The organism is Leeuwenhoekiella sp. A16 (genome assembly GCF_047946675.1).
Classification (GTDB): domain Bacteria; phylum Bacteroidota; class Bacteroidia; order Flavobacteriales; family Flavobacteriaceae; genus Leeuwenhoekiella.
The window spans coordinates 3,967,145-3,992,621 of record NZ_CP172313.1; the positions used below are offsets into that span (position 1 = coordinate 3,967,145).

Consider the following 25,477-nt stretch of genomic DNA (forward strand, 5'->3'; position numbering starts at 1 on the left):
TAAAAAAATTAAATCTTTAAATTAAGAGTGATCTATTTATAAAGATAAGTCTGTAAAATTATTGTTGCACTAATCTCATCTACCAGCGCTTTATCTTTTCTTTTTTTCTTTTTCAATCCGCTATCGAGCATGGTTTGCACGGCCATTTTTGAAGTGAACCGCTCATCTACTCGCTCTATGGGTATGCTGGTTACTTTTTCAAGCTTTTCGCGAAAGCTTATAATATCTGCCTCTACTCCAGATGCTTCATTGTTCATGCGTTTAGGCTCACCTATTAGTATACGCTCAACCTGCTCTGCCGCCAGATATTCCTGTAAGAATTTAAGCAGCTCATGCGTAGGCACTGTTGTTAATCCTGAAGCGATGAGTTGAAGCTCATCTGTCACAGCAATACCGGTGCGCTTTGTACCATAATCTAATGCAAGAATGCGAGCCATAGCAAATATTTTTGCAAAAATAAGCCTTTAAAACTAATCTCGTCAATCTTGGTTTTTTTATATGGTGTAAACTATCTTTAGCCCTCATTTTTTAAGACAATATGAAACAAGTACAAAATTTAATAGAAGACGCTTGGGAAGATCGTTCCCTTTTAAATGATAAAGTAACTCAGGATGCTATACGTGAGGTCATAGAATTAATAGATGGCGGTACACTGCGAGTAGCAGAACCTGATGGTGATGACTGGAAGATAAATGAATGGGTTAAAAAAGCGGTTGTGCTTTACTTCCCAATTCAAAAAATGGAAAAAATAGAAGTTGGTATTTTTGAATATCACGATAAGATGCCTTTAAAGAAAGGATATCAGGATAAAGGCATACGTGTTGTCCCCAATGCTGTGGCACGCCATGGTGCATACATTTCTAAAGGTGTGATCATGATGCCTAGTTATGTGAACATAGGCGCTTATGTAGATGAAGGTACGATGGTAGATACCTGGGCTACAGTGGGTAGCTGCGCACAAATAGGTAAAAACGTTCACCTTAGCGGCGGTGTAGGTATAGGCGGAGTTCTTGAACCTCTGCAAGCAGCACCGGTAATCATAGAAGATAATGCTTTTATAGGTTCTCGTTGCATAGTTGTAGAAGGAGTACGCGTGGGTAAAGAAGCTGTTTTAGGTGCAAATGTTGTACTTACAGGTTCTACTAAAATTATTGATGTTACCGGCAGCGAACCTAAAGAAATGAAAGGATACGTGCCACCTCGTTCTGTTGTAATTCCTGGTAGTTATACTAAGAAATTTGCTGCAGGTGAGTACAATGTACCGTGCGCATTAATTATAGGTAAACGTAAGGAGAGTACAGATAAGAAAACCTCTCTTAATGCGGCTTTAAGGGAATACGACGTAGCGGTTTAATAAATAGTCGCTATTGCGAAATTTCACATAGATGAAAATACTGGTAATACAGCAAAAAATGATAGGCGACGTTCTTACGTCGTCTATTCTTTTTGAGGCACTTCGTTCTAAATATCCAGAGGCATCATTGCATTACCTTATTCATAAGCATACGGTGCCAGTTGTTCAGAATAACCCGTTTATTGATAAGTTTATTTTTGATTTACAGGATTCTCAAGGCAATACCATTTCTTTCATCAAATTTGCTGCTCGTCTGCGCAGCGAGAACTACGATATAGTAATTGATGCGTATTCTAAAATAAGCAGCGCTTTTCTGTCCTTTTACAGCGGTGCCAAGGTGAGGGTCGGGATTAAAAAATCATACACTTCCTATTTATACAATCATTCAGTCAAAAATAGTAATAAGGCAGAAACCGCAGCCGGCCTGGCCATTGAGAACCGGATGAGACTTCTCGCTCCTTTATCTAAGGATTTTCCAAAAGAAATTAAACCAAAAATCTACCTAAAAGAGGCAGAAATCGCTTCTGCGAAAGCAAAATTGGAAAATTCTGATATCGATATTAGTAAACCGATCTTTATGATAGGTGTATTGGGCAGCAGTGGGCTAAAAACATATCCGCTTCCTTATTTAGCTAAATTACTGCAAACCATTGTAGAGGAAACCAATGCTCAATTATTACTGAATTACATACCTGATCAAAAACCAAAAGTTGAGGAGCTCTTAAATAATTGTGACAACAGAACGGTCAGTCATATTTTTCCAGAGGTCTACGGTGAGAATTTACGCGAATTCATTGCATTAACCAGTTTTTGTGATGCCCTAATAGGTAATGAAGGCGGTGCGGTTAATATGGCTAAAGCCTTAAATAAGCCCACATTTTCTATTTACTCGCCTTGGATTAATCCTGAAGCCTGGGCTTCTTACCCGGGCAAAAAGCAGGTCGCTGTGCATTTAAAAAATTATAAACCACAGCTGTATAAGAGTAAGGGTTTTAAGGCAATGAAAAAAGAATCTATAAAATTATATGAAGAACTTAATCCTGAATTTATAAAAAAAGAGTTGCTCAATTTTCTTGACAACCTTAATTAATTTCTTTCTTCTCAATGCCGTAGTACGTGTAAGCATAACCTTTCTTTCTGGTATTCTTACGTATCGCTGCATTCTTTTGCAACGTCTCCGGAGTTTTGTATCCACGAGGATGATCAAGATGCACGCATAAGGCGCTGTAGCGTATTTGCTTAGATTTAATCCCAAAATTTATCAGGCGTTCTCCCAGTTCCCGATCCTGACCACCATATTGCATGCGTTCATCAAAACCATTAACAGCTAGAATATCTTTTTTCCAGCCGCTGGCATTATGCCCGTTCCAGCTAGCAGTTGTGGGAGTAAGTAGATTAAGAATGTCTGATTTTAACCCTCTAGCGGTCAATTTATTGTTCTTAAAAGACGATTTTAAACCTCTTTCCTGTAACCACGCTATATCAAAACATTTTTGATCGTCTATATCCTGCTTTGTAATTTCATCAGAAATAGACATGGGTAGCTTAAAATAACCTCCAGATAAAAAATAACCCTTTTCTCTAAACTTAAAGTGAAACTCTAAAAAATCATTTTTAGGAATACAGTCCCCATCACTCATCAATATGTAGTCTGAGTTACATGCCAGTATAGCTTTATTGAGAATACGCGATTTTTGAAAACCGTCATCTTCCTGCCATACATGTATAACAGGTACAGGAAACCATTCCTGAAATTCTTTAATTGTATTGATGGTTTCTTCACCAGAACCATCATCTGCAATTACGATCTCAAAATCTTTATTGGTCTGCTGCGCATAACCCCAAAGCGTCTTTTTAAGCCACTCTACAGCGTTATACGTACTTATAATTACAGAAATGCCAGGTTTATCTTTCATACTTAATCGCGCAAAGTTAAGGCATTAATCTTAAAAAGTTTTTTAGATTTGGCAACTGCGTAATCCTATGAAGAAACTCACTGTTATCATCACTGTTTTTAATGAGTCTCACAATATTGAGGGAGTTTTAGAATCTGCTAATTTTGCAGATGAAATCATTGTAGTAGACTCTTTTAGCACAGATGACACGCTGCTCAAGGCGAAAAAATATACAGATCTAATTCTTCAAAGAAAGTATGAATATCCCGCTTCTCAAAAGAATTGGGCAATACCGCAGGCTGGCAATGAATGGATTTTGCTTCTTGATGCAGATGAGAGAGTAACCCCAGAATTAAAATCTGAAATTCAGAAAATCCTGGAAAATCCACCATCTGGTATTGCAGGTTTCTGGATTTACAGAAACAATCATTTTATGGGGCAACAGGTGCGCTATAGTGGCTGGCAGCATGATAAAGTGATACGTCTTTTTAAAAGAGACGAATGCGTTTACGAAGATAAAATGGTACACGAAGAACTTACTTCAAACGGTGAAATAGGTTTCTTAAAAAACAAGTTGTATCACAATACTTATGTAAACCTCGACAATTACATTCAAAAGCTAAATAGATATGCGTACTGGCAAGCTTTAGATTATGATAAGCATACTAACCGGTTAAGTTCCTTTCATTTTATTATAAAACCCGTCTGGAGATTCTTTAAACACTATATTTTACAACAGGGATTTAGAGATGGTGTTGTAGGCTTAACAATTAGTGTTTTACAAAGCTATGCTCTTTTTATGCGCTACGTTAAACTTTGGCTTTACAGACGCGGACAGAAATAATATCTATTTCTTCCAGAACTTTATTTTCTTTTTTAAACGCTTCTTTCGCTGAAAAGCTTCCTGAAATTCTACCGTACTTTGCCACATTTCGTCTACCGTCTTATTAGGATCAAGACCTGCAAGTCTGGCGTACTCTTTTGCCATAATTTCTACCATTTCCCGCTTTGGCGTAAGCCTTCTAAAATTGTTGATACGCGTTGCATGATCAAGTGGTTTAAAATCCATACGATTAAGATCTACCAGGTAAAATCTGTATTTATCTTCTTCAGTTTTTATCAAAGTATTCCCGGGAGAGTGGTCTAAAAAATGAATTCCTTTCTCATGCATTTCAAACGTAAATGCGGTAAAAGCTTTTAAAATATCTGCATTACCCACATATTTAGAATTGGCAATAAGTTCTCTATATGTTAAGTCGTATTCCAGAAACTCACATATATAATAACTTTTACCATACAGTAATGATTCTTGCTCAGCATAAGCCACGGGTTTGGGTGTGTCAATGTCTTGCTCCAGCAATCTGGTGGCGTATTCAAAAGAGCGCTGCGCTTTAGATTTTCTAAAAAAACGATATGCTATTTTATTTACCGTATTAGGAATTTTAAAAGACTTGATCGCTACTTTTACACCGTCAAGATCTACAATACGTATCTGGTTACGCCCACCGTCTGCAAGCATCTCGCCTTCTGCTTCAAAATTTTTGAGAAGCTGCTCTATCTTAAAAAGGTTATTTTTGTGCGCCGGGCTGCAAACGATTTTCATAGTCTTAATTATGCAGCAAAAGTAAATCTATTTCTATTGTTAAAAAACCTAAGCTCTATATGCCGCAGAATAAGACTATATTTTTAGAGTCGCACAATATTAAAAATCCATATTTTGGGTTTGGGCAATTTAATTATCACCTTATAAAAGGGCTATATCAGCAACAAGAAGACGAACTCGATATTACGCTTCACGCGAAAGATATCGACGTTTTAAAAAAGCAATTTGGTACTACTTTTAATTATAAAAAATACCACGCCTACCGCAGGTATCCTTTGTTTCGCATAAGCGAAAAATACAACCTCTGGCACTCTTTAAATCAGAACATTAAAATAGAACCTAAAGGCAATATTCCGTATTTAATGACGGTGCACGACATTCATTTTATTGAAGAAAACAGTGCAGATCCCAACCATGAAAGAAGTAAACGCTTTCGCGAAAAGCTACGTCGTTCCAGCGCTTTGGTTTACATATCAAACTTCGCAAAAGAAGATACGCACAACCATTTTAATGTGCCTAATATTCCGGAATATGTCATTTATAACGGAAATACGATACTGGATACAGAAATTCCTGCCGATTTTAATCCGAAAATAATACCCACACGACCATTTTTGTTCAGCATTGGCGAATTTACAGCGCGGAAAAACTTTAATTCTTTGGTCAAAATGTTGCCCTTTTTACCCGATTTTGACCTTGTTTTGGCAGGTAATAGTGACAAATCTTACACAGAAGAAATAAAAGCTACTATAACAAAACTGAAATTAGAAGGTCGGGTGCACATAACTGGGAAAATAAGTGAGTCTGCTAAAAAGTACTATTTAAAGAACTGTGCTGCATTTGTGTTCCCGTCATTGCGTGAAGGTTTTGGTATACCGCCAATAGAAGCCATGCGATATGGTAAACCTGTATTTCTTTCAAATAACACATCGCTGCCAGAAGTAGGAGGAGAAAATGCATTTTACTGGGATCATTATGACCCGGAATATATGGCAAAAACCTTCCTAAATGGCATGAAAATCGCACAAAACGACCCTGATTTCGCTACTAAAGTTACAGCACATGCTACCAGTTTTAATTGGGAAACAACCGCAAAACAATACATAGATGTATATAAAAGCCTGCTTTAAAACAGAATTATAGGGCAGCTTTCAGGGTTTTAAAGTAATTTTGCATCGTTAAAAATTTAAGATCTCAAAGCATGAATTTGAGGTAACAATACATATATGGTAGACGAAATAAAAGAAGCAATTGGCATTTTAAAAAAAGGCGGTCTCATTCTATATCCTACAGATACGGTATGGGGAATAGGATGCGATGCTACAAATCCCGGAGCTATAGATAAGGTTTACAAATTGAAGCAAAGAGCAGAAAGCCAGACAATGATCTGTCTTGTGCATGATTTTAAGATGCTTAATCAATATGTAGAAAACGTGCCTGAAGTTGCTTATGACATTTTAAAATACGCAGCTCAGCCTACTACAATTGTGTACGATGATCCCATTCGCGTGGCAGAGAATCTTATCGCCCCAGACAATACGCTTGCCATACGCGTTACCAAAGATGATTTTTGCAAGATGCTTGTAAGAAAATTTGGTCGCCCCATTGTTTCTACATCAGCAAATATTAGTGGTGAGCAAACACCGCAGTCATTTAAAGAAATAAGTCCCGCTATTTTGGAAGGCGTAGACTATGTAGTAAATTTGCACCACAATAGAAAATCGGCTAAACCTTCTACCATTATTAAGTTAAAAAATGATGGTCAGGTTAAAGTCCTACGAAAGTAAAGGTGCATGACAACCCCCAACTATAAGGGAGCCATTACCCATAAAATTTTTGACGTTATCTCAAACGCTTCTCAGGAACTAGGTGTAGACACTTATGTTATTGGGGGCTATGTGCGTGATTTTATTTTAGAACGTGGTAGTGCAAAAGATATTGATATTGTTGCTGTAGGCAGCGGTATAGAATTAGCTAAAAAAGTAGCTTCACTCCTGCCCCATAAACCAAAAGTGCAAGTCTTTAAAACATATGGCACCGCCATGTTGCGTGACAATGATCTTGAGATCGAGTTTGTAGGCGCGAGAAAAGAATCATACCATAAAGAAAGTCGTAATCCTGTGGTAGAAAATGGTTCTCTTCAAGACGATCAAAACAGGAGAGACTTTACAATAAATGCACTTGCCATAGGTCTTTCGCCAGCAATACATGGTAAATTGCTAGATCCTTTTAATGGTTTAGTAGATCTTGAAAGAGGAATAATTCGTACTCCGCTAGATCCAGACATCACATACAGTGACGACCCTTTGCGCATGATGCGCGCCATAAGGTTTGCTTCACAGCTTGATTTTATGATAGAGCGAGCTTCGCTTGAAGCTATTTCTAAAAATAACAAGCGCATAAGTATCATTACCAATGAACGCATTGTAGAAGAGTTGCACAAGATCATGCTGAGCAAAAAACCTTCTAAAGGCTTTTTACTTCTTGAAAAAACAGGTCTGCTTCCTTTCGTTTTGCCAGAGCTTACTGCTCTTAAAGGTATAGAAGAAAAAGAAGGACAAAAACATAAAGACAATTTCTACCATACACTTGAAGTTGTAGATAATATTGCAGAAAATACTGATGATCTTTGGTTACGATGGGCTGCATTGCTGCATGATATAGGTAAAGCGCCCACAAAAAGATTTGACAAAAAAATAGGCTGGACCTTTCACGGTCATGAATTTGTAGGTTCTAAAATGGTATTTAAACTTTTTAAACGTTTAAAGATGCCATTAAATGAAAAGATGAAATTCGTGCAAAAAATGGTGCTTATGAGTTCGCGCCCTATAGTAATTGCAGAAGAATTTGTGACAGATAGTGCCGTACGCAGATTAATTTTTGATGCAGGCGAAAATCTGGAAGATCTCATGACGCTTTGTGAAGCAGATATTACAACCAAAAATCCTAAGAGATACAAGCGTTATCACAATAACTTTAAACAGGTACGCCAAAAGGTAAAAGAAGTTGAAGAGCGCGATCATGTGCGCAACTTTCAGCCGCCGGTATCTGGTGAAGAGATCATGAAAACCTTTAATCTTAAACCTTCACGGGAAATAGGAATAATTAAAGACGCTATAAAAGAAGCGATTCTTGAAGGCGAGATTGCAAACAACCACACCGAAGCACAAGAATTTATGCTAAAGAAAGGCGAAGAGATTGGTCTTAAAGTGGCAGATAATTAAAAATCAAGAGAATTGTATAGAAAATCTGTTTTAATCTCCCTGATTCTGGTTTACATGGTTGTGGTAGCCGGCGCAGTTGTGAGAATGACCGGGAGCGGGATGGGATGTCCTGACTGGCCTAAATGCTTTGGTTACATTATACCACCTACACAGGAAAGTGAATTAAGATGGCAACCCAACCGCTCGTATGAAGAAGGTCAGGTAATTATTGTAGATGAAAGCCTGCGCGTAGCCAATCACGATTTCACTACAGGTGCATTATTTTCAAATAAAAATTGGTCTACTTACGACAAGCACGATTATGCTATTTTCAATCCGTTGCATACGTGGGTAGAATATATTAATCGCTTAGTAGGAGCCATAGCAGGATTTGCAGTTCTTATTATGGCCATTTTGAGCATAAAATTCCGGAAAAAGAAAAAGCGTATTCCGCTACTTTCCTGGCTCACTGTTTTTCTTATGGGTTTTCAGGGCTGGATAGGTGCTACTGTTGTTTATTCTGTACTGTCTCCGGTTAGAATAACGATTCATATGGTGATCGCTTTGGTCATTATAGCAGTATTGATGTATCTTCTTTTTCTTGCCAAATCAAAAACGGTAAAGTTCACTTTTGATAAAAACTTCAGAAACGGGATGTGGCTTGCTTTGGCTTTAAGCCTGATACAAATCGCTATGGGAACTCAGGTACGCCAGTTTGTAGATGAGCAGGTAGACCTTGTAGGTTATGCCGCCAAATATCTGTGGCTAAGTGATCCTGATTTTGCTTTTTACTTTCACCGGTCTTTTTCTATTGTGGTACTTGCTATTAATGTGTGGCTGTTTTTTAGAAACAAAAAATTAGCTTTAGGTCATAATTTAATGAACTGGGTCATGATTATAATAGGCATTGAGATTGTCACGGGTATACTAATGTATTACTTCGATTTTCCATATTTAACTCAGCCTGTTCACCTTATTTTAGCATCTGTACTTTTCGGAATTCAATTTTATATTCTCCTCACTTCAGTGAAAGAAAACGAAAGTATAAAATTGACAACTGCATCGTAAATTGTATCTTTGTGGGCTAAAATTTTGATGCTATGATTTACCGGTTCCGTGTGATTCTCGACACCGAAGAGGATATATTTAGAGACATAGAAATACAGCAAGATGCACCTCTTGAAGACTTTCATAATGCCATAACCCAGTCTTTTGGTTTTGATGGTACAGAGATGGCTTCTTTCTTTACAAGTGATGACGAGTGGAGACAGGATGAAGAGATCGCCCTTTTTGATATGGGAGAATCTGAAAATCCTGTGCGTGTTATGAGCGAGACAAACGTAGATGAAGTGGTTTCTACAGAAAACACAAGACTTATCTATGTATACGATTTTTTAAGCATGTGGACGTTTTTTGTTGAGCTTGCAGATGTGGCAGAACCTGTAGAAGGTACTTTATATCCTAATCTAATGTATGTGCACGGGCAAATACCAGACCAGGCGCCACCCACAGATTTTTCTGGCGATGAAGATGCAGATACAGATGAGGATGATTTTGAAGATTATGATGATGACTACGACGTAGAAGATTATGAAGGTCTTGATTTTGATGAAAATTGGAATTAATAAAAGCCCGATTTTCTCCTCATAATAGCTGATTTTATTACTGTTTTACCCATTTTTTACCCCTAAAAATCGGTTTTTTTAGGCTCAAATCTACCCAAAATTCAAGATTACAGATGATCAATTTATATGCTGCCCAGATAGAATCGCTTTCTATACATCGCATTGGTAATAAAAGCCGTACAGAAGGTGTATTTCTGTCTAAAGAACAGTACAATCTCAATGATGAGATAACGCCACTTATAAAAGAGTTTTTCTTTAAAAGCTTTCGCGAAAAAGAAGAAAATTACTATCACTTTAGTCATGAGGCAGATCTTGAGTTCAACTCATTGTACAACATGGCAGCAAATATGTTTGCAAGCCCTGCACAGGCACATGAGATATCTGTAGAGATCGCAAAACATCTATATGACCAGAGCAGTCACCCGCACATAAAACCAGGTGAGTTGTATGTTGCCCACATTACTGGCGTTATGCTTGACAATGTGAAAACTGATGTTTTGGGTATATTTAAATCTGAATTAAAGCAAGACTTTTTACAATTTCGCGAAGGCGAAGAAAACCTCAACATGCTTCTTGAGCAAGGGGTGAGCCTGAGTAAATTAGATAAAGGAGCGCTTATTTTTAATAGCAAAGCAGAAGAGGGTTACAAAGTATTATCTGTAGATTCTAATCGCTATGATACTAAATACTGGCTTGAGAATTTTATGGGCGTAGAAATGCTGGCTGATGATAATTTTTATACAAAAAAGTATTTAAAATTCTGTCAGGACTTTGCTAAAGACGTTGTATTACCGGCAGAAGACAAGAAAGAGGAAGTAATGTTCATGAACAGAGCTGTAAATCACTTTGCTAAGAACGACAACTTTGAAGAGTCTGCTTTTGTTAATGACGTTTTAGAAAATCCCGCTTTAATACCAGAATTTCAAAACTACAAAACAGACCGAGCGCCTAAATACAAAATAGAAGATCTTACTTCTTTTCCCATTGCAAATACCGCCGTTACTGCTGCTCGCAAAAAGATGAGAAATGTTATCGATCTGGATACGCACATCCAGATAAAGATGGATTTCATCAATCCTGAAAGTGCAGAAAAGTTTGTAGAAAAAGGCTGGGATGAAGAAAAACAGATGTATTACTATCTGGTTTATTTCAACAAAGAGCAAAAAAGCTAGTAAGAGGCTTGCATAAGCCGCTGCATATTTACATCTTCATAATTACGTTTCACAAAATCAAGGGCAGTTTTCACGATCTGCCCCATAGATTTTGCGCGCTTAAATTTCATATCCATCGTATAATCGTAAAGTTCGTTACGCAGGCGTTTCAGATTTTCTTCAGAAGAAACCGTATCGGTTGTCATGCATTTTAAAAGTCGACGTAATCTGGTTTTTGAAGTAATAATACGCTTAGCAAGTACAGCCCGCTCTTCTTTACGGTACTGCTCAATAGAGTTGTTTCCTAAAAGATTAGAAACAAGTTCTACCATTTTAAAGTTTTCTTTGAACAAATGGGGTTTATATACTTTAAAATTACCTTCATAGCACTGCTGATCAAAATCTATCGCTCGCAGTTTATATTTAATGTGGTCAAAATCGTGCGTGGGTATTACCACATAATTGTATGAACGCATATCCCCTAATAATAAGATCATACAGCGCTCGTTGAATTTAACAAACTCTTTCGCGATCTGTGATTTACCCACATGATCACAGTCTGCCAGATAATTATTTATAAACTCATCACCCGGTATACCTGTAATATGCTCTTCAATAAGTGTGTCTTTATACACCAAAAAGTTGATACGATTAGGAGAAAGAATATGCTCAAGTTCAAGACCATAGATACGACTGGCATCTGCTCTTTTCACATAAAAATAGGTGTAATTGTCATTAAAAATATTCTTGATCTTAACTCTAAAAGGTTTAGAATTACCAAACGTGCAATAGTCTATTGCCGCTACATCAAGAAAAGGCAAAATATTCTCATTACCATCAGAATGCAAAATAGCGTATACTCTTTTTAAACTGGTGTAGATGCTTTCACGCTCGTGATCTGGGTAGTAAACGCTTATCCATAACGTGTCATTATCGTTCTTATCATACACACTAATACCTCCCGAAAATCTCAACAAATCGTCGTAAAACACAGGTATTTTAGTATCTCTGCTATATTTAACCAGATATTCTTTTAATGTATTGCCAATGGGATAAGTTGGCTTTTTACGTGACATTAATCTTTCTTGCATACGAGTGGCATTTGTGTAAAGATAAGAAAGCCTGTAACAAATAGTACACTCATGCGTCTTGTAAGAGAACACCAATCAAAACATCTATATATTGGATACGATTCTAACTATTAACGGCCTCTCAAAAAGGTATGGGCCTGTGCAAGCTGTTAATGACCTCACTTTTACAATAAGCAAAGGCAATGTCTACGGAATTTTAGGACCTAACGGAAGTGGTAAATCTACCACACTGGGCATGGTTCTAAATGTGGTAAATCCCACTTCTGGGAATTTTCATTGGTTTGATGGTTCAGATTCTACTCATCAGGCACTCAAAAAAGTAGGAGCTATAATAGAGCGACCTAACTTTTACCCATACATGACGGCCCAACAGAATCTAAATCTGGTTTGTCAAATAAAGGGCGTATCTCCCACAAAAATTGATGAAAAGCTTGAAATAGTAGGTTTGCTGGAGCGAAAAAACAGCAAGTTCAAAACGTTCTCTCTGGGTATGAAACAGCGCCTGGCTATAGCCTCTGCCCTGCTTAACGATCCTGAAATATTAATTCTTGATGAACCTACTAACGGATTAGACCCCCAGGGTATTCATCAAATACGTGAGATCATAAAAAAGATTGCAGCAGATGGCACTACAATTCTGCTTGCTTCTCACTTACTTGACGAAGTCGAAAAAGTTTGTTCACATGTGGTGATCATACGCAAGGGAGTTAAACTTTATGCAGGACCTGTAGATGAACTCAATGCAAGTCATGGCTTTTTTGAAGTGAAATCTCATCAGGAAACAGAGCTACTGCGATTTTTTGATAATAATCCCGATTTTTTAAGTGTAAAGACCGAAAATGGATTAATCACGGCATTTTTAGCCACTCCGCTTAGCGCAGAAGATCTAAACAAACAGCTCTTTAACCAAGGTATTGTTCTTTCTCACCTCGTTAAGAGAAAAGAGAGTCTTGAAGAACAATTTTTACAACTTACCAGCAACTTAAATTAAGCCCCATGTTTAGATTACTGAATATAGAATTACATAAACTCAAATACAGCAGGTCTTCTAAAATTCTTGCTGCGACATATTTTATAATCCTTTCATTTATTGCACTAATTGCTTCAATAGAATTCAATTTTGGCGATGTGCATATCCGCATAGCAGATCAGGGTATTTTTAATTTTCCGTTTATCTGGCATTTCAATACATATATAGCCGCAATACTTAAATTCTTTCTTGCGATCGTTATCGTCTCGATGATGTCTAATGAATATACAAATCGCACACTCAAACAAAACCTGATCGATGGATTAAGCAAACAGGAATTTGTATTGTCAAAATTCTATACTGTTCTGGCATTTGCACTTATCTCTACCTTCTTTGTTTTTGTTCTAAGTGTTATTCTGGGATACTCATTTTCAGATTATACAGAATTTGGTATCGTAACCCGCGAGATGGATTTTCTTTTCGCTTATTTTCTTAAACTGGTTGGTTTCTTCTCTTTTTGTTTATTCCTGGGGGTTTTAGTCAAAAGATCTGCGTTTGCGTTGGGTTTTCTCTTTGTCTGGTGGATCGTGGAAAATATAATTTATGCATTTCTAAATTTTAAGGTTTTCCCGGAAAGCGACACAGCAGATAAGATCATGCAATTCTTTCCGCTTGAATCTATGAGCAACCTGATTAACAGACCGTTTGAGCGACTTGATTTTATAAAAACAGCTGCAAACCAGCTCAAAGCAGATATTGCGATAGACTATGCAGTGCATTGGTACGAGATATTGATTGTAAGCGGGTGGGTATTCCTTTTTATTTATGGTACCTACGCCTTGTTAAAAAAGCGCGATTTATAGTATTTTAGTAGCTTAATTGCTGCTATGAAATTATTTTGGTGCTTTGTCTTTTGCGTATTTACTACATATTTTGCTTCAGGCCAGGGCGCTGCAAATAATTGGTATTTTGGCCAGAAGGCGGGACTCAATTTTACAACTTCACCTCCTACTGCCGTGCAGAACGGCAATTTATCTACAGTAGAAGGTTGTGCAACTATTTCTGATGAAAGGGGTCAATTGCTTTTTTATACAGATGGCAAGACAGTTTACAATCAAAACCATGAAGTGATGGAAAACGGGAGCGGTTTGTTTGGGAACGCTTCCAGTACGCAGTCTGCCATTATAATTCCTAAACCCGGAGATCCTAATATTTTTTACGTATTCACGATGGATTCCCTTTTTGATACAGAAAACTATCATGGCTTAAACTATTCTATAGTTGATTTTACTACAAATCCGTTAGGTGCTGTTACTCAAAAAAATATTCATCTGCTTAATTACGCCACAGAAAAACTTAGTGCTGTTATTCAAGGTTGCGACAGTGATTCTGTATGGGTAGTTACACTTTCTAACAGTTCTGGCCAAAACAATAATCAAAACATAAATACTTTTTTCACGTATGCAGTAACACCTGACGGCGTAAACACTACACCTGTAAAATCGACTCTGGGAGTTTCTATTGATGATAACAGAGGGAATCTAAAGTTTTCACCAAACGGTCAAATGCTTGCTGCTGCTAATGGAACTGCTCCCTTATATTTAATGGATTTTGACTCAGAGACAGGAAAGGTTGCAAACCCTATGTCAATAGCAGTTCATGGCCCTAATTATGCGGTTTATGGCGTAGAGTTTTCTCCTAATAATAGATTCTTATATATCGACAGTTTTAATAACTTAGACTCTAATGGCCCTCCCTCAGCAAACAGATCATCGCTAGTACAATACGATCTTGAAAGTACTTATATAGGAGACAGTCAAATAGAACTTCATTTTGAGAATTATTATCGCGGTAGCCTACAATTGGGTCCTGATGGTAAAATTTACAGAGCATTAAGCAGAGGTTATTATGACGGTCTGCCATACCTGGGAGTTATAGAAAATCCCAATGAACCGGGGTTTGCGTCAAATTATGTTGATAAAGCTATTTTTTTAGGTCAGGGGTTAAGTTTTCAGGGATTACCTCCGTTTAATCAATCCCTTTTTAATACTATAGATATCATACAAAACAATCTGAGTACTTCTCAATTAAATTTGTGCGAAAGGGAAACTTACACTCTAAAATACGATTTGATTCCGGGTGCTACATACCGCTGGTTTTTAGATGGGAATGAAATAGCGGGAGAAACCACTAATGAATTAGACATTGCAGAAGATCCTAATGCGCCGTTCCCACAAATAGCCGACTATAAATTACTCGTAGATCTTAATGATGGAAGTACCTGTGAGAAAAAAGGAATTGCAGCTGTAACTTATTACGCCCTTCCCAAATCTGGTGCCCAGAAACCAAAATTATTACAATGCGAAGATTCTGAGACCGCAGATGGTTATAGTTTGTTTAATCTTGACGAAATCACAGACGTCTTAACAGACAATAATCCTACAATTAATGTTTCATTTTATCACACACAAGGTGATGCCGAAACCATGACAGATTCTATCAACCCGTATGGTTATGAAAACAGCTTACCCCTTGAAACACTTTATACAAGACTAACAAACAGAGCAGATTGTTCTATCATTCTTCCTTTTGATATAGAAGTAAGTAGTATACAGGCAGGCAATGCAACACTTTATGCCTGCGACGAAAATCAGGATGGATTTGCCAATTTTTCGCTTGTAGAAGCTAAAAATCAGCTTTTACCAAATAATAATTCGGCAGAATTTACCTTTTATAAAACTAAAGATGGTGCATTATTAGAAAATCCTGATGAGTTGCTTACAGATGACTATATAAATGAAATACCAGATAATCAGATCGTATATGCACGGATAGAAAATGACAACTCATGCTATGCCATTAATGAAGTCAACCTGCTTATTGCCCCAGAACCTGATTTTGAACTAATGGCCGAAACGCTGTATTGCACAAACAACTATCCGGAAAAAATACAGATTATTCCAGATTTTCAACCAGATCCCAGTCAAAATTATAGTTATGAGTGGATGCCCGAAGGACAAACTACTCCATATTTAGAAACTAATCTTGTTGGCAATCATACTCTTACTATAACCAATATAAATACAGGCTGTTCAAGTTCTAAATCTGTAAATATTATAGGTCGCGATCTACCATCCATATCTTCTGTAGATGTGGTAGATGTTTCAGATAATAATACAGCTACTATTACCGCAACCGGCGATGGTACTTTACAATATGCGTTAGATGAGCTTGGTCCCTATCAGGAAAGCAATATTTTTACTAATCTTCAACCCGGTTTTTATACGGTTTATGTAAGATCTCTTGAAACATGTGGAAATTCTACGCTTGACTTTAGCGTAATAGGCTATGCCAGGTTTTTTACTCCTAATGCAGATGGTTACCACGATTATTGGCAGGTACAAGGTATTAGCAACCTCATACAGCCAAAAACCAGCATCTTAATTTTTGACAGATTTGGCAAATTAATAAAACAACTCGACCCACTTTCGCAAGGCTGGGATGGCACATACAGAGGTAAAGTAATGCCCGCTGATGATTATTGGTTTCATGTGATTCTACAGGATGGTAGAGAATTTAAATCCCATTTTACTTTAAAAAGGTAAGAAACCTTATAATTCCGCCTGAGCTAACCTTTGTAAAATATCCTAATAAGAGTGATTTTATTATGATATATTTAAAGCTGATGAAATTATTACAATTTTTACTTATACTAAGTCTTTTTTCTTTCAAGTCATATGCACAAAAAGAAGCTGCTAACTGGTATTTTGGTGTTAGAGCTGGTTTACATTTTGAAGGAAATGGCAACCCTACTCCCATACAAGGCCATCTGGCAACTGTAGAAGGCTCCGCTTCAATTTCTGACAGAAACGGCAACTCTCTTTTTTATACTGATGGAATGACCGTATACGATCGCAGAGGAGAAATTATGCTAAATGGTACGGGTTTAAAAGGAAATGTCTCAAGCACCCAATCTGCTATTATTGTGCCTCGTCCTGCCAATCCCGGAAGGTATTTTATTTTTACTATTGATAAACCAGATTATAGTGATGTGAAAGATGACCCCATAGAAGGTGTTAATTTTTCTGAGGTTGACATGTCGTTAAATAATGGCTATGGTGCTATAATTCCAGACAAAAAAAATATACATTTAATTACTTACAACACTAACGATCCTGTAGAAAGCGAGTATAAAAGTTCGGAAAAGATCACTGCCGTAGTTAGTGGAGACTGTGAATCTTACTGGGTTCTTACTCAATTTACAAATAAGTTTTATGCATTTAATGTAAGTTCTTCAGGAGTGAATACTTCACCCGTAATTTCGACTTTATCGCGTAATTTCCCGCCTATTATTGATGGAAATGATGTAAATATAACAGCAAAAGGATACCTTAAATTTTCGCCAAACGGTGAAAAAATTGCTGCAGCCTATTCAGGCACTTCATTGGGAAGCCCACGTACCGGTAGTAAAAATACAGGACAGGTATATCTTTACGACTTTGACGACATTTCCGGAAAGGCTTCAAATGATGAACTTATTCTCAACAATAAATATCCTTACGGTGTTGAGTTTTCCCCCAAGAGCACAAAGCTATACATTACTTCAAACACCTATAGTGCTGACGATATTGTACAAAGTGGAGAATTGTATCAATTTGATTTAAACAGCTCTAACATACTGTCTTCAAGAACAACAATTAACAGTTCAAATAATGTTACGGGAGCCTTACAACTTGCTTTAAATGGTAAAATTTATCGGGCAGGCTACCCTGCTTTAACCGGAGCGGAAAATCATACTTCCCTATCTGTTATTAATAACCCTGAAGAATTAGGTAGTGCTTGTAATTATTCATCAAATTCAGTTAATATATCTCCATCATTCGTACGATTAGGGCTCCCTCCTTTTATACAATCATTATTTAATACCACTTTTGATTATGAGGATGCGTGTTTTGATGAAGCTACAACATTTATAATAAAAGACACAGATTATGATAGCGTAGAATGGGATTTTGGCGATGGTGTTACCTCTGTAGAGGAAAATCCTTCACACGTTTTTGAACAACCGGGAACATATACGGTAGTGCTTACTAAATTTAATAATGGTATTCCTTCAGAACCTATTTGCAAAGAAATAGAGATAGTCAAAATTCCAGATCTTACTGAAGATTTTGTCCTTAGACAATGTGATATTGACAAGGCAGCAGATGGTCTCACTACTTTCAATCTTTTGTTGGCAAGAGATTATTTAACTGCAGGTCAAAATTCATTACAGGTTTATTTTTACGAGCAGTTACAGAATGCACTCGATGATGAGAATAATGAAGAATCTCTGGATAATATTTATACAAACAAAGAACCAGACCAGATCTTATACGCAAAGGTCGTAGGTGGTGGCACGAGTTGTTACGACATCACAGAAATAAAATTAAAAACGACAGAAAGTATATCTATAAATCCTTCGCCTGTAAAGGAATGCGATTTTGGTGATGGTAAGGGAAACTTCAACTTTGTGAATATAGAAGCTAAAATTAAACAAGAGCTTAATCTTGATGCGGCGATCAATTTGACCTTTCACACAAATGAAGATGATGCCGCCTTTGGTGAAAACCCTTTACCGGCAGATTATACTTCTGAGCCCAGAACTGTATATATTCGTGCAGAAGATGAAAATATATGCTATGGTTTCGGTAAGATTGATTTAGAATTAAAATCATTCCCAAACTTTGTGAATGCTGTTGAAAAAAATGTGTGTGCAGCCGATTTTCCTATTGAAATAGGCGATATTATTTCTATTAACTCTGCATCAAATTATGAGTTAAACTGGAATACAGGAGAGAATACACCCACAATTGTAATAGACAGTATTGGTATGTATACCTTAACTATAAGTGATCCCGAATTAGATTGCGCTGCGATAATAGATTTTAATATTCAATCAACAACGGCACCCATAATTTCTGATATAAATCAAGATTTTGATGGTAAAAGCACCACACTTACTGTTCATGTAAACAATACAGTATCGCAAACATTATATGCGCTTGACTATATAAATGGGTCATATCAGGAATCTCCTGTATTTACAAATGTCCCATATGGTGAACACATAGTATATGCAAAAGATACAAATGGCTGTGACGTGAGTGAATATAACTTGACTGTTTTTGGTATTCCTCAATACTTCACACCCAATAATGACGGTTATCACGACTTATGGCTTCCATACACTTATGACGATCCTGAATATGAAATTGACAGAATATTTATCTATGACAGGTTTGGTAAACTTTTAATTCAGCTGGATCCTGAAGGTGAAGGCTGGGACGGCACTTATCGTGGTAAGCTGATGCCTACAGATGATTATTGGTTTCAAGTTTCGCTTAAAGATGGAAGAGATTTTAAAGGTCACTTTACATTAAAGCGGTAAACCGAATATTTGTCTTAATAAGGCGTTAATTATCTGGCGGGCTTTCTTCAACGTTTCCTATACACTTTAAAATAGCGTAATTTTGCTTTAAAACACGGCGACTTGAAATTCAATATTGTATCAGATTTTTTACCCACCGGGGATCAACCCGAAGCTATTAAACAGTTAGTTGAAGGCTTAAATGCAAAAGAAAGATATCAAACTCTTTTAGGTGTAACAGGAAGTGGTAAAACCTTTACTGTTGCTAATGTTGTTGAGCGCGTACAAAAACCCACGCTTGTCTTAGCACACAACAAGACTCTCGCCGCCCAGCTTTATAGTGAGTTCAAGGCATTTTTTCCTGAAAATGCTGTTGAGTATTTTGTGTCGTATTACGATTATTATCAACCGGAAGCTTACATTCCTACATCGGGAACTTATATCGAGAAAGATCTTTCTATAAATGAAGAGATAGAAAAATTGCGTCTTAGTGCAACATCCGCTCTGCTTTCCGGTAGACGTGATGTACTTGTGGTTGCTTCAGTTTCCTGTTTGTATGGTATTGGTAATCCTGTTGAATTTCAGAAGAATGTGGTTTCCATTAAAACCGATGAAATCATTAGCCGTACGCAGCTGCTAAAACGACTTGTACAGAGTTTGTACAGCCGTACTGAAGCAGATTTTAACCGTGGTAATTTTAGAATAAAAGGAGACACCGTAGATGTGTTTCCCGGTTATGCAGACAATGCATATCGTATTCATTTCTTTGGTGATGAAATTGAAGAAATAGAATCTTTTGATCCGCTAACTAACGAGGTTCTTGCGAAAACTGAAAGGCTTAATATTTACCCGGCAAACATGTTTGTTACGAGTCCGCATCGCTTGCAGGGAGCTATTGACCAGATAAGTATTGATCTGGGCAAACAAGTAGAATATTTTAAGGAAATAGGAAAACACTTAGAGGCAAAACGCCTGGAAGAACGTACTAATTTTGACCTTGAGATGATTAGAGAACTCGGTTATTGTTCAGGTATTGAAAACTATTCGCGTTATCTGGACGGCAGAGAACCCGGTACACGCCCCTTCTGTCTTTTAGATTATTTTCCTGATGACTTTTTAATGGTGGTTGATGAAAGTCACGTTACAGTCTCGCAGGTAAGTGCGATGTATGGTGGCGATAGGAGCAGGAAAGAAAATCTGGTAGAGTACGGTTTTAGACTTCCTGCAGCTATGGATAACAGACCCCTTAAATTTGAAGAATTTGAAGCACTGCAAAATCAGGTTATCTATGTAAGTGCAACCCCTGCAGATTATGAATTGCAGAAGTCTGAAGGAACGTATGTTGAGCAAATTATAAGACCTACAGGACTTCTTGATCCTATTGTAGAAGTGCGGCCAAGTTTAAACCAGATAGATGATCTTATTGAAGAAATAAATAAACGAGTAGAAAAAGATGAGCGTACGCTGGTGACAACGCTTACCAAGAGAATGGCGGAAGAGCTTACCAAATACCTAACCCGTATAGACATTCGTACACGATACATACACTCAGATGTTGATACGCTTGAGCGTGTAGAGATCATGCAGGAACTACGCGAAGGTATTTTTGATGTACTCGTAGGTGTTAACTTATTGCGTGAAGGGCTGGATCTTCCTGAAGTTTCGCTCGTAGCGATTCTAGATGCAGACAAAGAAGGTTTCTTAAGAAGTAATCGCTCCCTGACGCAAACCATTGGTAGAGCTGCGCGTAATATAAATGGTAAGGCAATCATGTATGCAGACAAGATCACGCGAAGTATGCAGGAGACAATAGATGCCTCAGAATATCGCAGACAGAAACAGATCGATTACAATACAAAACATAATCTTACCCCAATGGCGATTAAAAAATCGCTTAATAATGCTTTAGCGAAAAAAGAAAAATATAAGGTTGAAGCTGCAGAACTTTCAGGTTTAGCTGCAGAGCCAGACACTGCTTATATGAGCAAAGGTCAACTGGAAAAAATGATACGAGATACCAGAAAATCTATGGAGACAGCTGCAAAAGAACTCGATTTTATGGAAGCTGCCAGATTGAGAGATCAAATAAAAAGCTTGCAGGAAAAGGCTAAAGAACTCGCTTAAAATCGGCTTTTAAGGCATAAAATCGGTTAAAACATTGAGATTTTTAGATATTAAAAGCTTAACGCTAAAAAGAAATTAAGCAAATCTATATCTAGTAGAATGTGTCAAAACTCTTGATCTTAAAAGATCGCATAAAAAAAGACCTGCAATGCAGGTCTTTTTTCTTCAGTAATTACATCAAGCTTAGGCAATTTCTATTAATCTTTTTGCCTGTACCTTTGCTTCTTCTTTCTTAGGGATAGAGATGTTAAGTACACCATTTAAATAATTTGCACTTATTTTTTCACTCTCTACACTTTCAGGAAGGCTAAATGCGCGTTTAAAAGTGCTGTAGCTAAATTCTCTACGTGTGAATCTGCCTTTATCATCAGCAGTTTCATTTTCATGTCTTTCTTCGGCAGAGATAGTCAAGACATCATTATCTAATTCAATATTAAAATCTTCTTTCTCTTTGCCGGGAGCTGCTACTGCAACCTCAAAGCTGTCATCTCTTTCTACAATGTTTACAGCAGGAATACTAACGCCTATGTTATTGACATTACTTGTCCCTCCTAACCAATCTGTTTTAAACATATCATCAAAAATTGATGGCAACCAGTTTTCGTTTGTTCTCTTAATTAAGCTCATATCTGTAAGTTTTAAATTTGACTTTTAATTTTACAATTGTCTATTAGCAATTTAAATACCAGCTAAAATAAACAGACTATTTGTCTGTTTTAGCGCAATTACAGATGTCATTTTGTCAAAAATAGAAAGACCGACCATTGCTGACCGGTCTTTCCAAAATTCAAGAACAATTGACTAACTAATTAAGTTTTTCTAATTTGACAGGCATAAAATAATTTATGTTCTTTTTAGTAGGACTAGTTAATTTTTGATAATTAAGGCGTGACTTGATGTAAGTCTCAACTTGTGGATCATCAGTTTTTACTTCTAATACAACGATTTCATTTTCTTTGTTTACTGTAAATGTCACCATTGTTTCGACGTCATTTTTGAAATCAAATTTATGCTTGTCGAGCATTTTTCCCACCTCAGTATTAATTGTTACTGGTTTAACAGGTTTGTCATCTGTTGTTGGTTCTGTTGTTGTTGCGAAGATCGCGCTGCTTCCTGTTAATGCTAAGGCTAACAGCAGTGTTTGCATTGTTTTCATAATTGTTTGATTAAAGATTGATGTTACTAATAAGACTGATTAGCAAAGCTTTAGTTACAGTCTAATTTAAATTTTAACGTTTTTTAACGTTTCAGTTCGTTTATGATATAATTCCTGATTAGAGAATTTGTTCCTGAATTTTCTCAATTTAAAATTCAATTTTATACCACAAATATTTATTTCAAAACTATTCAATTAAGTAGTAATCCAGTTTAAAAGAACACTACCAAATCGATATATAAATGTAAGGAGGAAAACGCGATTTTATCCCGGAAAAACCCTAATTAACATCCATTTTATCCCCTAAATAATCCGATTTTCATAGGTATTTACTCGATTTTTCATCCTTGTTTACGAAATATCTAAAAATGTCTTTCGAATATTGAATTACTCGCAACTTTACCAGAACGTAAATCCCGCTCCCGCGGTGTATCTATTGTTTCTTTTGGCCCCAGCCAGTTTTTTATCCTATTGTAATTAAGATAATAGCTTACTCTTAGCGACAGACTATTCAACATAGGCTGATCAAATAAATATTGAAAATTAGTATTGAATTTTTGACCAGATTCTGGCAAGTAACTCTCTATTGCATTTCTGTAAAGTATAGAAACCTGACTACCGGGAGCAAACCACCATGAAAATCTTAAGTCTATATTCCAGCTGTTGTAGGTCGTGTTGTGATTGTTACCATAATCATTAACTACAAGGCTTCCGTTATCTTGTAAGTCGTAAAATTTACTGTACTCTACATCTGTATAGTAATGTCTAAAAGCCAGATTTAAAGCCATTGTATTATTAAAGATGTATTTTGACTCTAATGAATTTGTAATTGTATTTCTGTAACGCTGACCGAATATGATCGCATCATCTTGAAAATTCACAAAACCCTGTTCCTTATCAGAAAAATTGTTATTGATAGAATACGTTATTCTAAATTGATCTGAAGCTCTGTAGGTCGTGAGAAAGTTGACATTTAATTGGCCCCTGCCCTGCTCATTGTATTTATACCAGTCAAACACAAATTCAATCGCGACCTTTTTACGATAATCTGTATTGAGCCATATCCACGGATTGTAATAGGATGGTATTTCTACAAAGCGCCCATCTACACGCGGCTCATAAATATCATTGGTTTTAAATGGTGTGGTTTCAAAACCACCGCCAAAACTAAAAAAATCTTTCGTTGTAAAACTAGAATTGAAATTAAAAAGGAAATTGCTGTACAAACCGGGATCAAGACGCCTGTCATAATTAAGATTAAAATTGAGATATAGATTGTTTAAAAATCCCTTTGGCTGCAAATAGCGGTATCCATAATAGCCGTAATAATTAATGCGATTTGTACGGGTAGAATAACCCAGATCATTAATATCATAATCTTTAGTTCTTAGATTGACTTCTGTCGAAATGCGATGTTTTCCATTTATTTTTGAAATTCCGGCTTGAGCTTCCACACCAAATTTCGTCACATCTGAAACAACCCAACTTCCTTCTGTACTTGCCCAATATCTAAGCGTATTTTTCTTATTTGTAATATTTGCGTAGAGACCAGTTGCATTAGCATCTGTAAAATCGCCCTCACGCATAACATTTGTATTCACCATAGAAACTGATGAATTGTCACCAAAACGCTGATCAAGTACCAGAACGTTATAATTAGTAAATGGCTCTACAACCGCTTTTCGCACTTCGTTAGTCTCAATATTATTTATTTTAACCAATGTACGCTCAGTTATTGCATTAAAGAAACCCACACCTAAACCTTTGTCTGTGCGGCCAGATATCTTAAGCGCATTAATAAGATCTACAGACGAGGGGTACAACAAAAACTCCTCGTTAGGCGCCAGATCAATTCTGCCGGAAGGCGCACCTCCCACTCTTCGCGAATAGAACATATCTCCTATGCTAAAGAGCTCTGTTCCTTCTGTAAAAAATGGTCTGCGCTCGTTATATTGTACTTCAAAAGCCGAAAGATTTAATACGGCATCATCAAATTTGGTTTGGCCAAAATCTGGTATGAGTATCATATCTAGCGTAAACGCATCGTTTATACCATATTTTAGATCCATACCGCCATTTACATTCAACTCTGTATCACCATCATAATCTGTAACATATGTAGAAACATACGGCTGAAAAGATAATCGTGTAGGCGTTTTTATATTTTCTATTCCATAAACCTCGCCATCATAAATTGAGAAAGAACCTTTCTGATTATCTACAGGACTCCAGCTATAGCGTGTACGCGTACGTCTTAATTCGCGCTCCATATTCAGTCCCCATTCCTGCACGTCTTTTTTAGGAAAACGCAACTCAGAATAAGGTATAAACATTTCAGCGACCCAGCGGTCTTCTTTAATATCTACTGCACTGTACCAGACACCATTCCACGAAGAATCCTCATTATCATTGGTCATTTTTGCATCATACTGCACTCCTGCAGCAGTAACAATAAACTGTAAACTTTGTTGCCTGTCATTATAACCATTGAGTAAGATGAAGAAAAAGTCATCATTACCAATGTCATCTCTTTCGGTAAGTTCTGTTAAAATATCTTCAATATGAGGATCATACATCGTAGCACCAAAATAAATTCCCAGATCGTCATAAACTATTTTCACTTCGGTCTTTAAACTATCAGGAATAGGAATCCCGTTATTTGGTACTCTTTCGACGAAATTTGTAGCTAAAGAGGCGTTTTTCCACGCTTCATCATCAAGATTTCCATCAATTTTTGGACTTACCGAAGTTCGTGTGATTGTGATTTTTTTACGCGAAATACTGTCTGTTTCCTGCGCCGGTAAAATTCCTGTTATGAAAAAGATGAAAATTAAAAGTGGTGTAAATCTCATTGGTTAGCTTTTAAAAAAGACAAACCAAAAATTGAAATGTTACA

At 36.8% G+C, this 25,477-nt stretch carries 21 protein-coding genes; 14 read left to right on the plus strand and 7 right to left on the minus strand.

Annotation, left to right across the window (positions count from 1 at the left end; all coding sequences use genetic code 11):
* Positions 1 to 32: 32 nt before the first annotated feature.
* Positions 33 to 437 carry a Holliday junction resolvase RuvX gene (ruvX, locus tag ACH3O9_RS17310; protein WP_416442498.1) on the minus strand — a complete coding sequence of 135 codons (405 nt, stop codon included), beginning with the start codon at positions 435 to 437 and terminating at the stop codon, positions 33 to 35.
* A 101-nt stretch (positions 438 to 538) separates the two neighbouring features.
* Here ruvX and ACH3O9_RS17315 point away from each other — a divergent pair, with 101 nt between their 5' ends.
* Complete coding sequence (locus ACH3O9_RS17315; protein ID WP_416442500.1) at positions 539 to 1,354, plus strand: 2,3,4,5-tetrahydropyridine-2,6-dicarboxylate N-succinyltransferase; 816 nt, start codon at positions 539 to 541, stop codon at positions 1,352 to 1,354.
* Between the two features lie 31 nt (positions 1,355 to 1,385).
* Entirely contained in the window at positions 1,386 to 2,444 is a 1,059-nt protein-coding gene (locus ACH3O9_RS17320; protein ID WP_416442502.1) for a glycosyltransferase family 9 protein, read from the plus strand.
* Here the strand turns inward: ACH3O9_RS17320 and ACH3O9_RS17325 are convergent.
* Positions 2,437 to 3,270, minus strand: coding sequence for a glycosyltransferase family 2 protein (locus ACH3O9_RS17325; protein ID WP_416442504.1), 834 nt, complete (start codon positions 3,268 to 3,270; stop codon positions 2,437 to 2,439). The two genes, ACH3O9_RS17320 and ACH3O9_RS17325, sit on opposite strands and share 8 nt — an antisense overlap.
* Positions 3,271 to 3,337: 67 nt before the next feature.
* Between ACH3O9_RS17325 and ACH3O9_RS17330 the strand changes: the two genes are divergently transcribed.
* Positions 3,338 to 4,093, plus strand: coding sequence for a glycosyltransferase family 2 protein (locus ACH3O9_RS17330; protein WP_416442506.1), 756 nt, complete (start codon positions 3,338 to 3,340; stop codon positions 4,091 to 4,093).
* Positions 4,094 to 4,096: 3 nt separating this feature from the next.
* Here the strand turns inward: ACH3O9_RS17330 and ACH3O9_RS17335 are convergent, their stop codons facing one another.
* On the minus strand, positions 4,097 to 4,852 hold the full coding sequence (locus tag ACH3O9_RS17335) for a lipopolysaccharide kinase InaA family protein (protein ID WP_416442508.1): 756 nt from the start codon (positions 4,850 to 4,852) through the stop codon (positions 4,097 to 4,099).
* Positions 4,853 to 4,911: 59 nt separating this feature from the next.
* Here ACH3O9_RS17335 and ACH3O9_RS17340 point away from each other — a divergent pair, with 59 nt between their 5' ends.
* From ACH3O9_RS17340 to ACH3O9_RS17365, 6 genes are all read left to right on the plus strand, one after another.
* On the plus strand, positions 4,912 to 5,982 hold the full coding sequence (locus ACH3O9_RS17340; protein WP_416442510.1) for a glycosyltransferase family 4 protein: 1,071 nt from the start codon (positions 4,912 to 4,914) through the stop codon (positions 5,980 to 5,982).
* Between the two features lie 96 nt (positions 5,983 to 6,078).
* Positions 6,079 to 6,639 (plus strand): L-threonylcarbamoyladenylate synthase, encoded by a 561-nt coding sequence (locus tag ACH3O9_RS17345; protein ID WP_416442512.1) that lies wholly within the window; start codon positions 6,079 to 6,081, stop codon positions 6,637 to 6,639.
* Positions 6,640 to 6,645: 6 nt separating this feature from the next.
* Entirely contained in the window at positions 6,646 to 8,076 is a 1,431-nt protein-coding gene (locus tag ACH3O9_RS17350; RefSeq protein ID WP_416442514.1) for a CCA tRNA nucleotidyltransferase, read from the plus strand.
* Positions 8,077 to 8,088: 12 nt separating this feature from the next.
* Positions 8,089 to 9,123: a COX15/CtaA family protein gene (locus tag ACH3O9_RS17355; RefSeq protein WP_416442516.1), complete on the plus strand. Its 1,035-nt coding sequence runs from the start codon at positions 8,089 to 8,091 to the stop codon at positions 9,121 to 9,123.
* Positions 9,124 to 9,155: 32 nt separating this feature from the next.
* On the plus strand, positions 9,156 to 9,680 hold the full coding sequence (locus ACH3O9_RS17360; protein WP_416442518.1) for an IS1096 element passenger TnpR family protein: 525 nt from the start codon (positions 9,156 to 9,158) through the stop codon (positions 9,678 to 9,680).
* A gap of 113 nt (positions 9,681 to 9,793) precedes the next feature.
* On the plus strand, positions 9,794 to 10,852 hold the full coding sequence (locus ACH3O9_RS17365; RefSeq protein WP_416442520.1) for a nucleoid-associated protein: 1,059 nt from the start codon (positions 9,794 to 9,796) through the stop codon (positions 10,850 to 10,852).
* On the opposite strand, the gene ACH3O9_RS17370 is transcribed toward ACH3O9_RS17365, so the two are convergent.
* Positions 10,849 to 11,922 (minus strand): hypothetical protein, encoded by a 1,074-nt coding sequence (locus tag ACH3O9_RS17370; RefSeq protein WP_416442522.1) that lies wholly within the window; start codon positions 11,920 to 11,922, stop codon positions 10,849 to 10,851. The two genes, ACH3O9_RS17365 and ACH3O9_RS17370, sit on opposite strands and share 4 nt — an antisense overlap.
* A 91-nt stretch (positions 11,923 to 12,013) precedes the next feature.
* Between ACH3O9_RS17370 and ACH3O9_RS17375 the strand changes: the two genes are divergently transcribed.
* The 5 genes from ACH3O9_RS17375 to uvrB all read left to right on the plus strand — a co-directional run bounded on the left by ACH3O9_RS17375 (position 12,014) and on the right by uvrB (position 21,425).
* The gene (locus tag ACH3O9_RS17375) at positions 12,014 to 12,913 is read left to right on the plus strand and encodes an ABC transporter ATP-binding protein (protein ID WP_416442524.1); all 900 of its coding nucleotides are present in this window, start codon (positions 12,014 to 12,016) and stop codon (positions 12,911 to 12,913) included.
* A 5-nt stretch (positions 12,914 to 12,918) separates the two neighbouring features.
* Positions 12,919 to 13,755: an ABC transporter permease gene (locus ACH3O9_RS17380; protein WP_416442526.1), complete on the plus strand. Its 837-nt coding sequence runs from the start codon at positions 12,919 to 12,921 to the stop codon at positions 13,753 to 13,755.
* Positions 13,756 to 13,779: 24 nt separating this feature from the next.
* A complete protein-coding gene (locus tag ACH3O9_RS17385) occupies positions 13,780 to 16,497 on the plus strand; it encodes a T9SS type B sorting domain-containing protein (protein WP_416442528.1) in 2,718 nt (905 codons plus the stop codon).
* Positions 16,498 to 16,577: 80 nt separating this feature from the next.
* The gene (locus ACH3O9_RS17390) at positions 16,578 to 19,322 is read left to right on the plus strand and encodes a T9SS type B sorting domain-containing protein (RefSeq protein WP_416442530.1); all 2,745 of its coding nucleotides are present in this window, start codon (positions 16,578 to 16,580) and stop codon (positions 19,320 to 19,322) included.
* A gap of 102 nt (positions 19,323 to 19,424) precedes the next feature.
* Positions 19,425 to 21,425: an excinuclease ABC subunit UvrB gene (gene uvrB / locus ACH3O9_RS17395; RefSeq protein ID WP_416442532.1), complete on the plus strand. Its 2,001-nt coding sequence runs from the start codon at positions 19,425 to 19,427 to the stop codon at positions 21,423 to 21,425.
* A gap of 183 nt (positions 21,426 to 21,608) precedes the next feature.
* Here uvrB and ACH3O9_RS17400 read toward each other — a convergent pair whose 3' ends face one another.
* The 3 genes from ACH3O9_RS17400 to ACH3O9_RS17410 all read right to left on the minus strand — a co-directional run bounded on the left by ACH3O9_RS17400 (position 21,609) and on the right by ACH3O9_RS17410 (position 25,433).
* Positions 21,609 to 22,052, minus strand: coding sequence for an Hsp20/alpha crystallin family protein (locus ACH3O9_RS17400; protein WP_416442534.1), 444 nt, complete (start codon positions 22,050 to 22,052; stop codon positions 21,609 to 21,611).
* Positions 22,053 to 22,230: 178 nt separating this feature from the next.
* Positions 22,231 to 22,581, minus strand: a complete 351-nt coding sequence (locus tag ACH3O9_RS17405) for a hypothetical protein (protein WP_416442536.1) — start codon at positions 22,579 to 22,581, stop codon at positions 22,231 to 22,233.
* Positions 22,582 to 22,943: 362 nt separating this feature from the next.
* Positions 22,944 to 25,433, minus strand: coding sequence for a DUF5916 domain-containing protein (locus ACH3O9_RS17410; protein WP_416442538.1), 2,490 nt, complete (start codon positions 25,431 to 25,433; stop codon positions 22,944 to 22,946).
* Between the last annotated feature and the right edge of the window lie 44 nt (positions 25,434 to 25,477).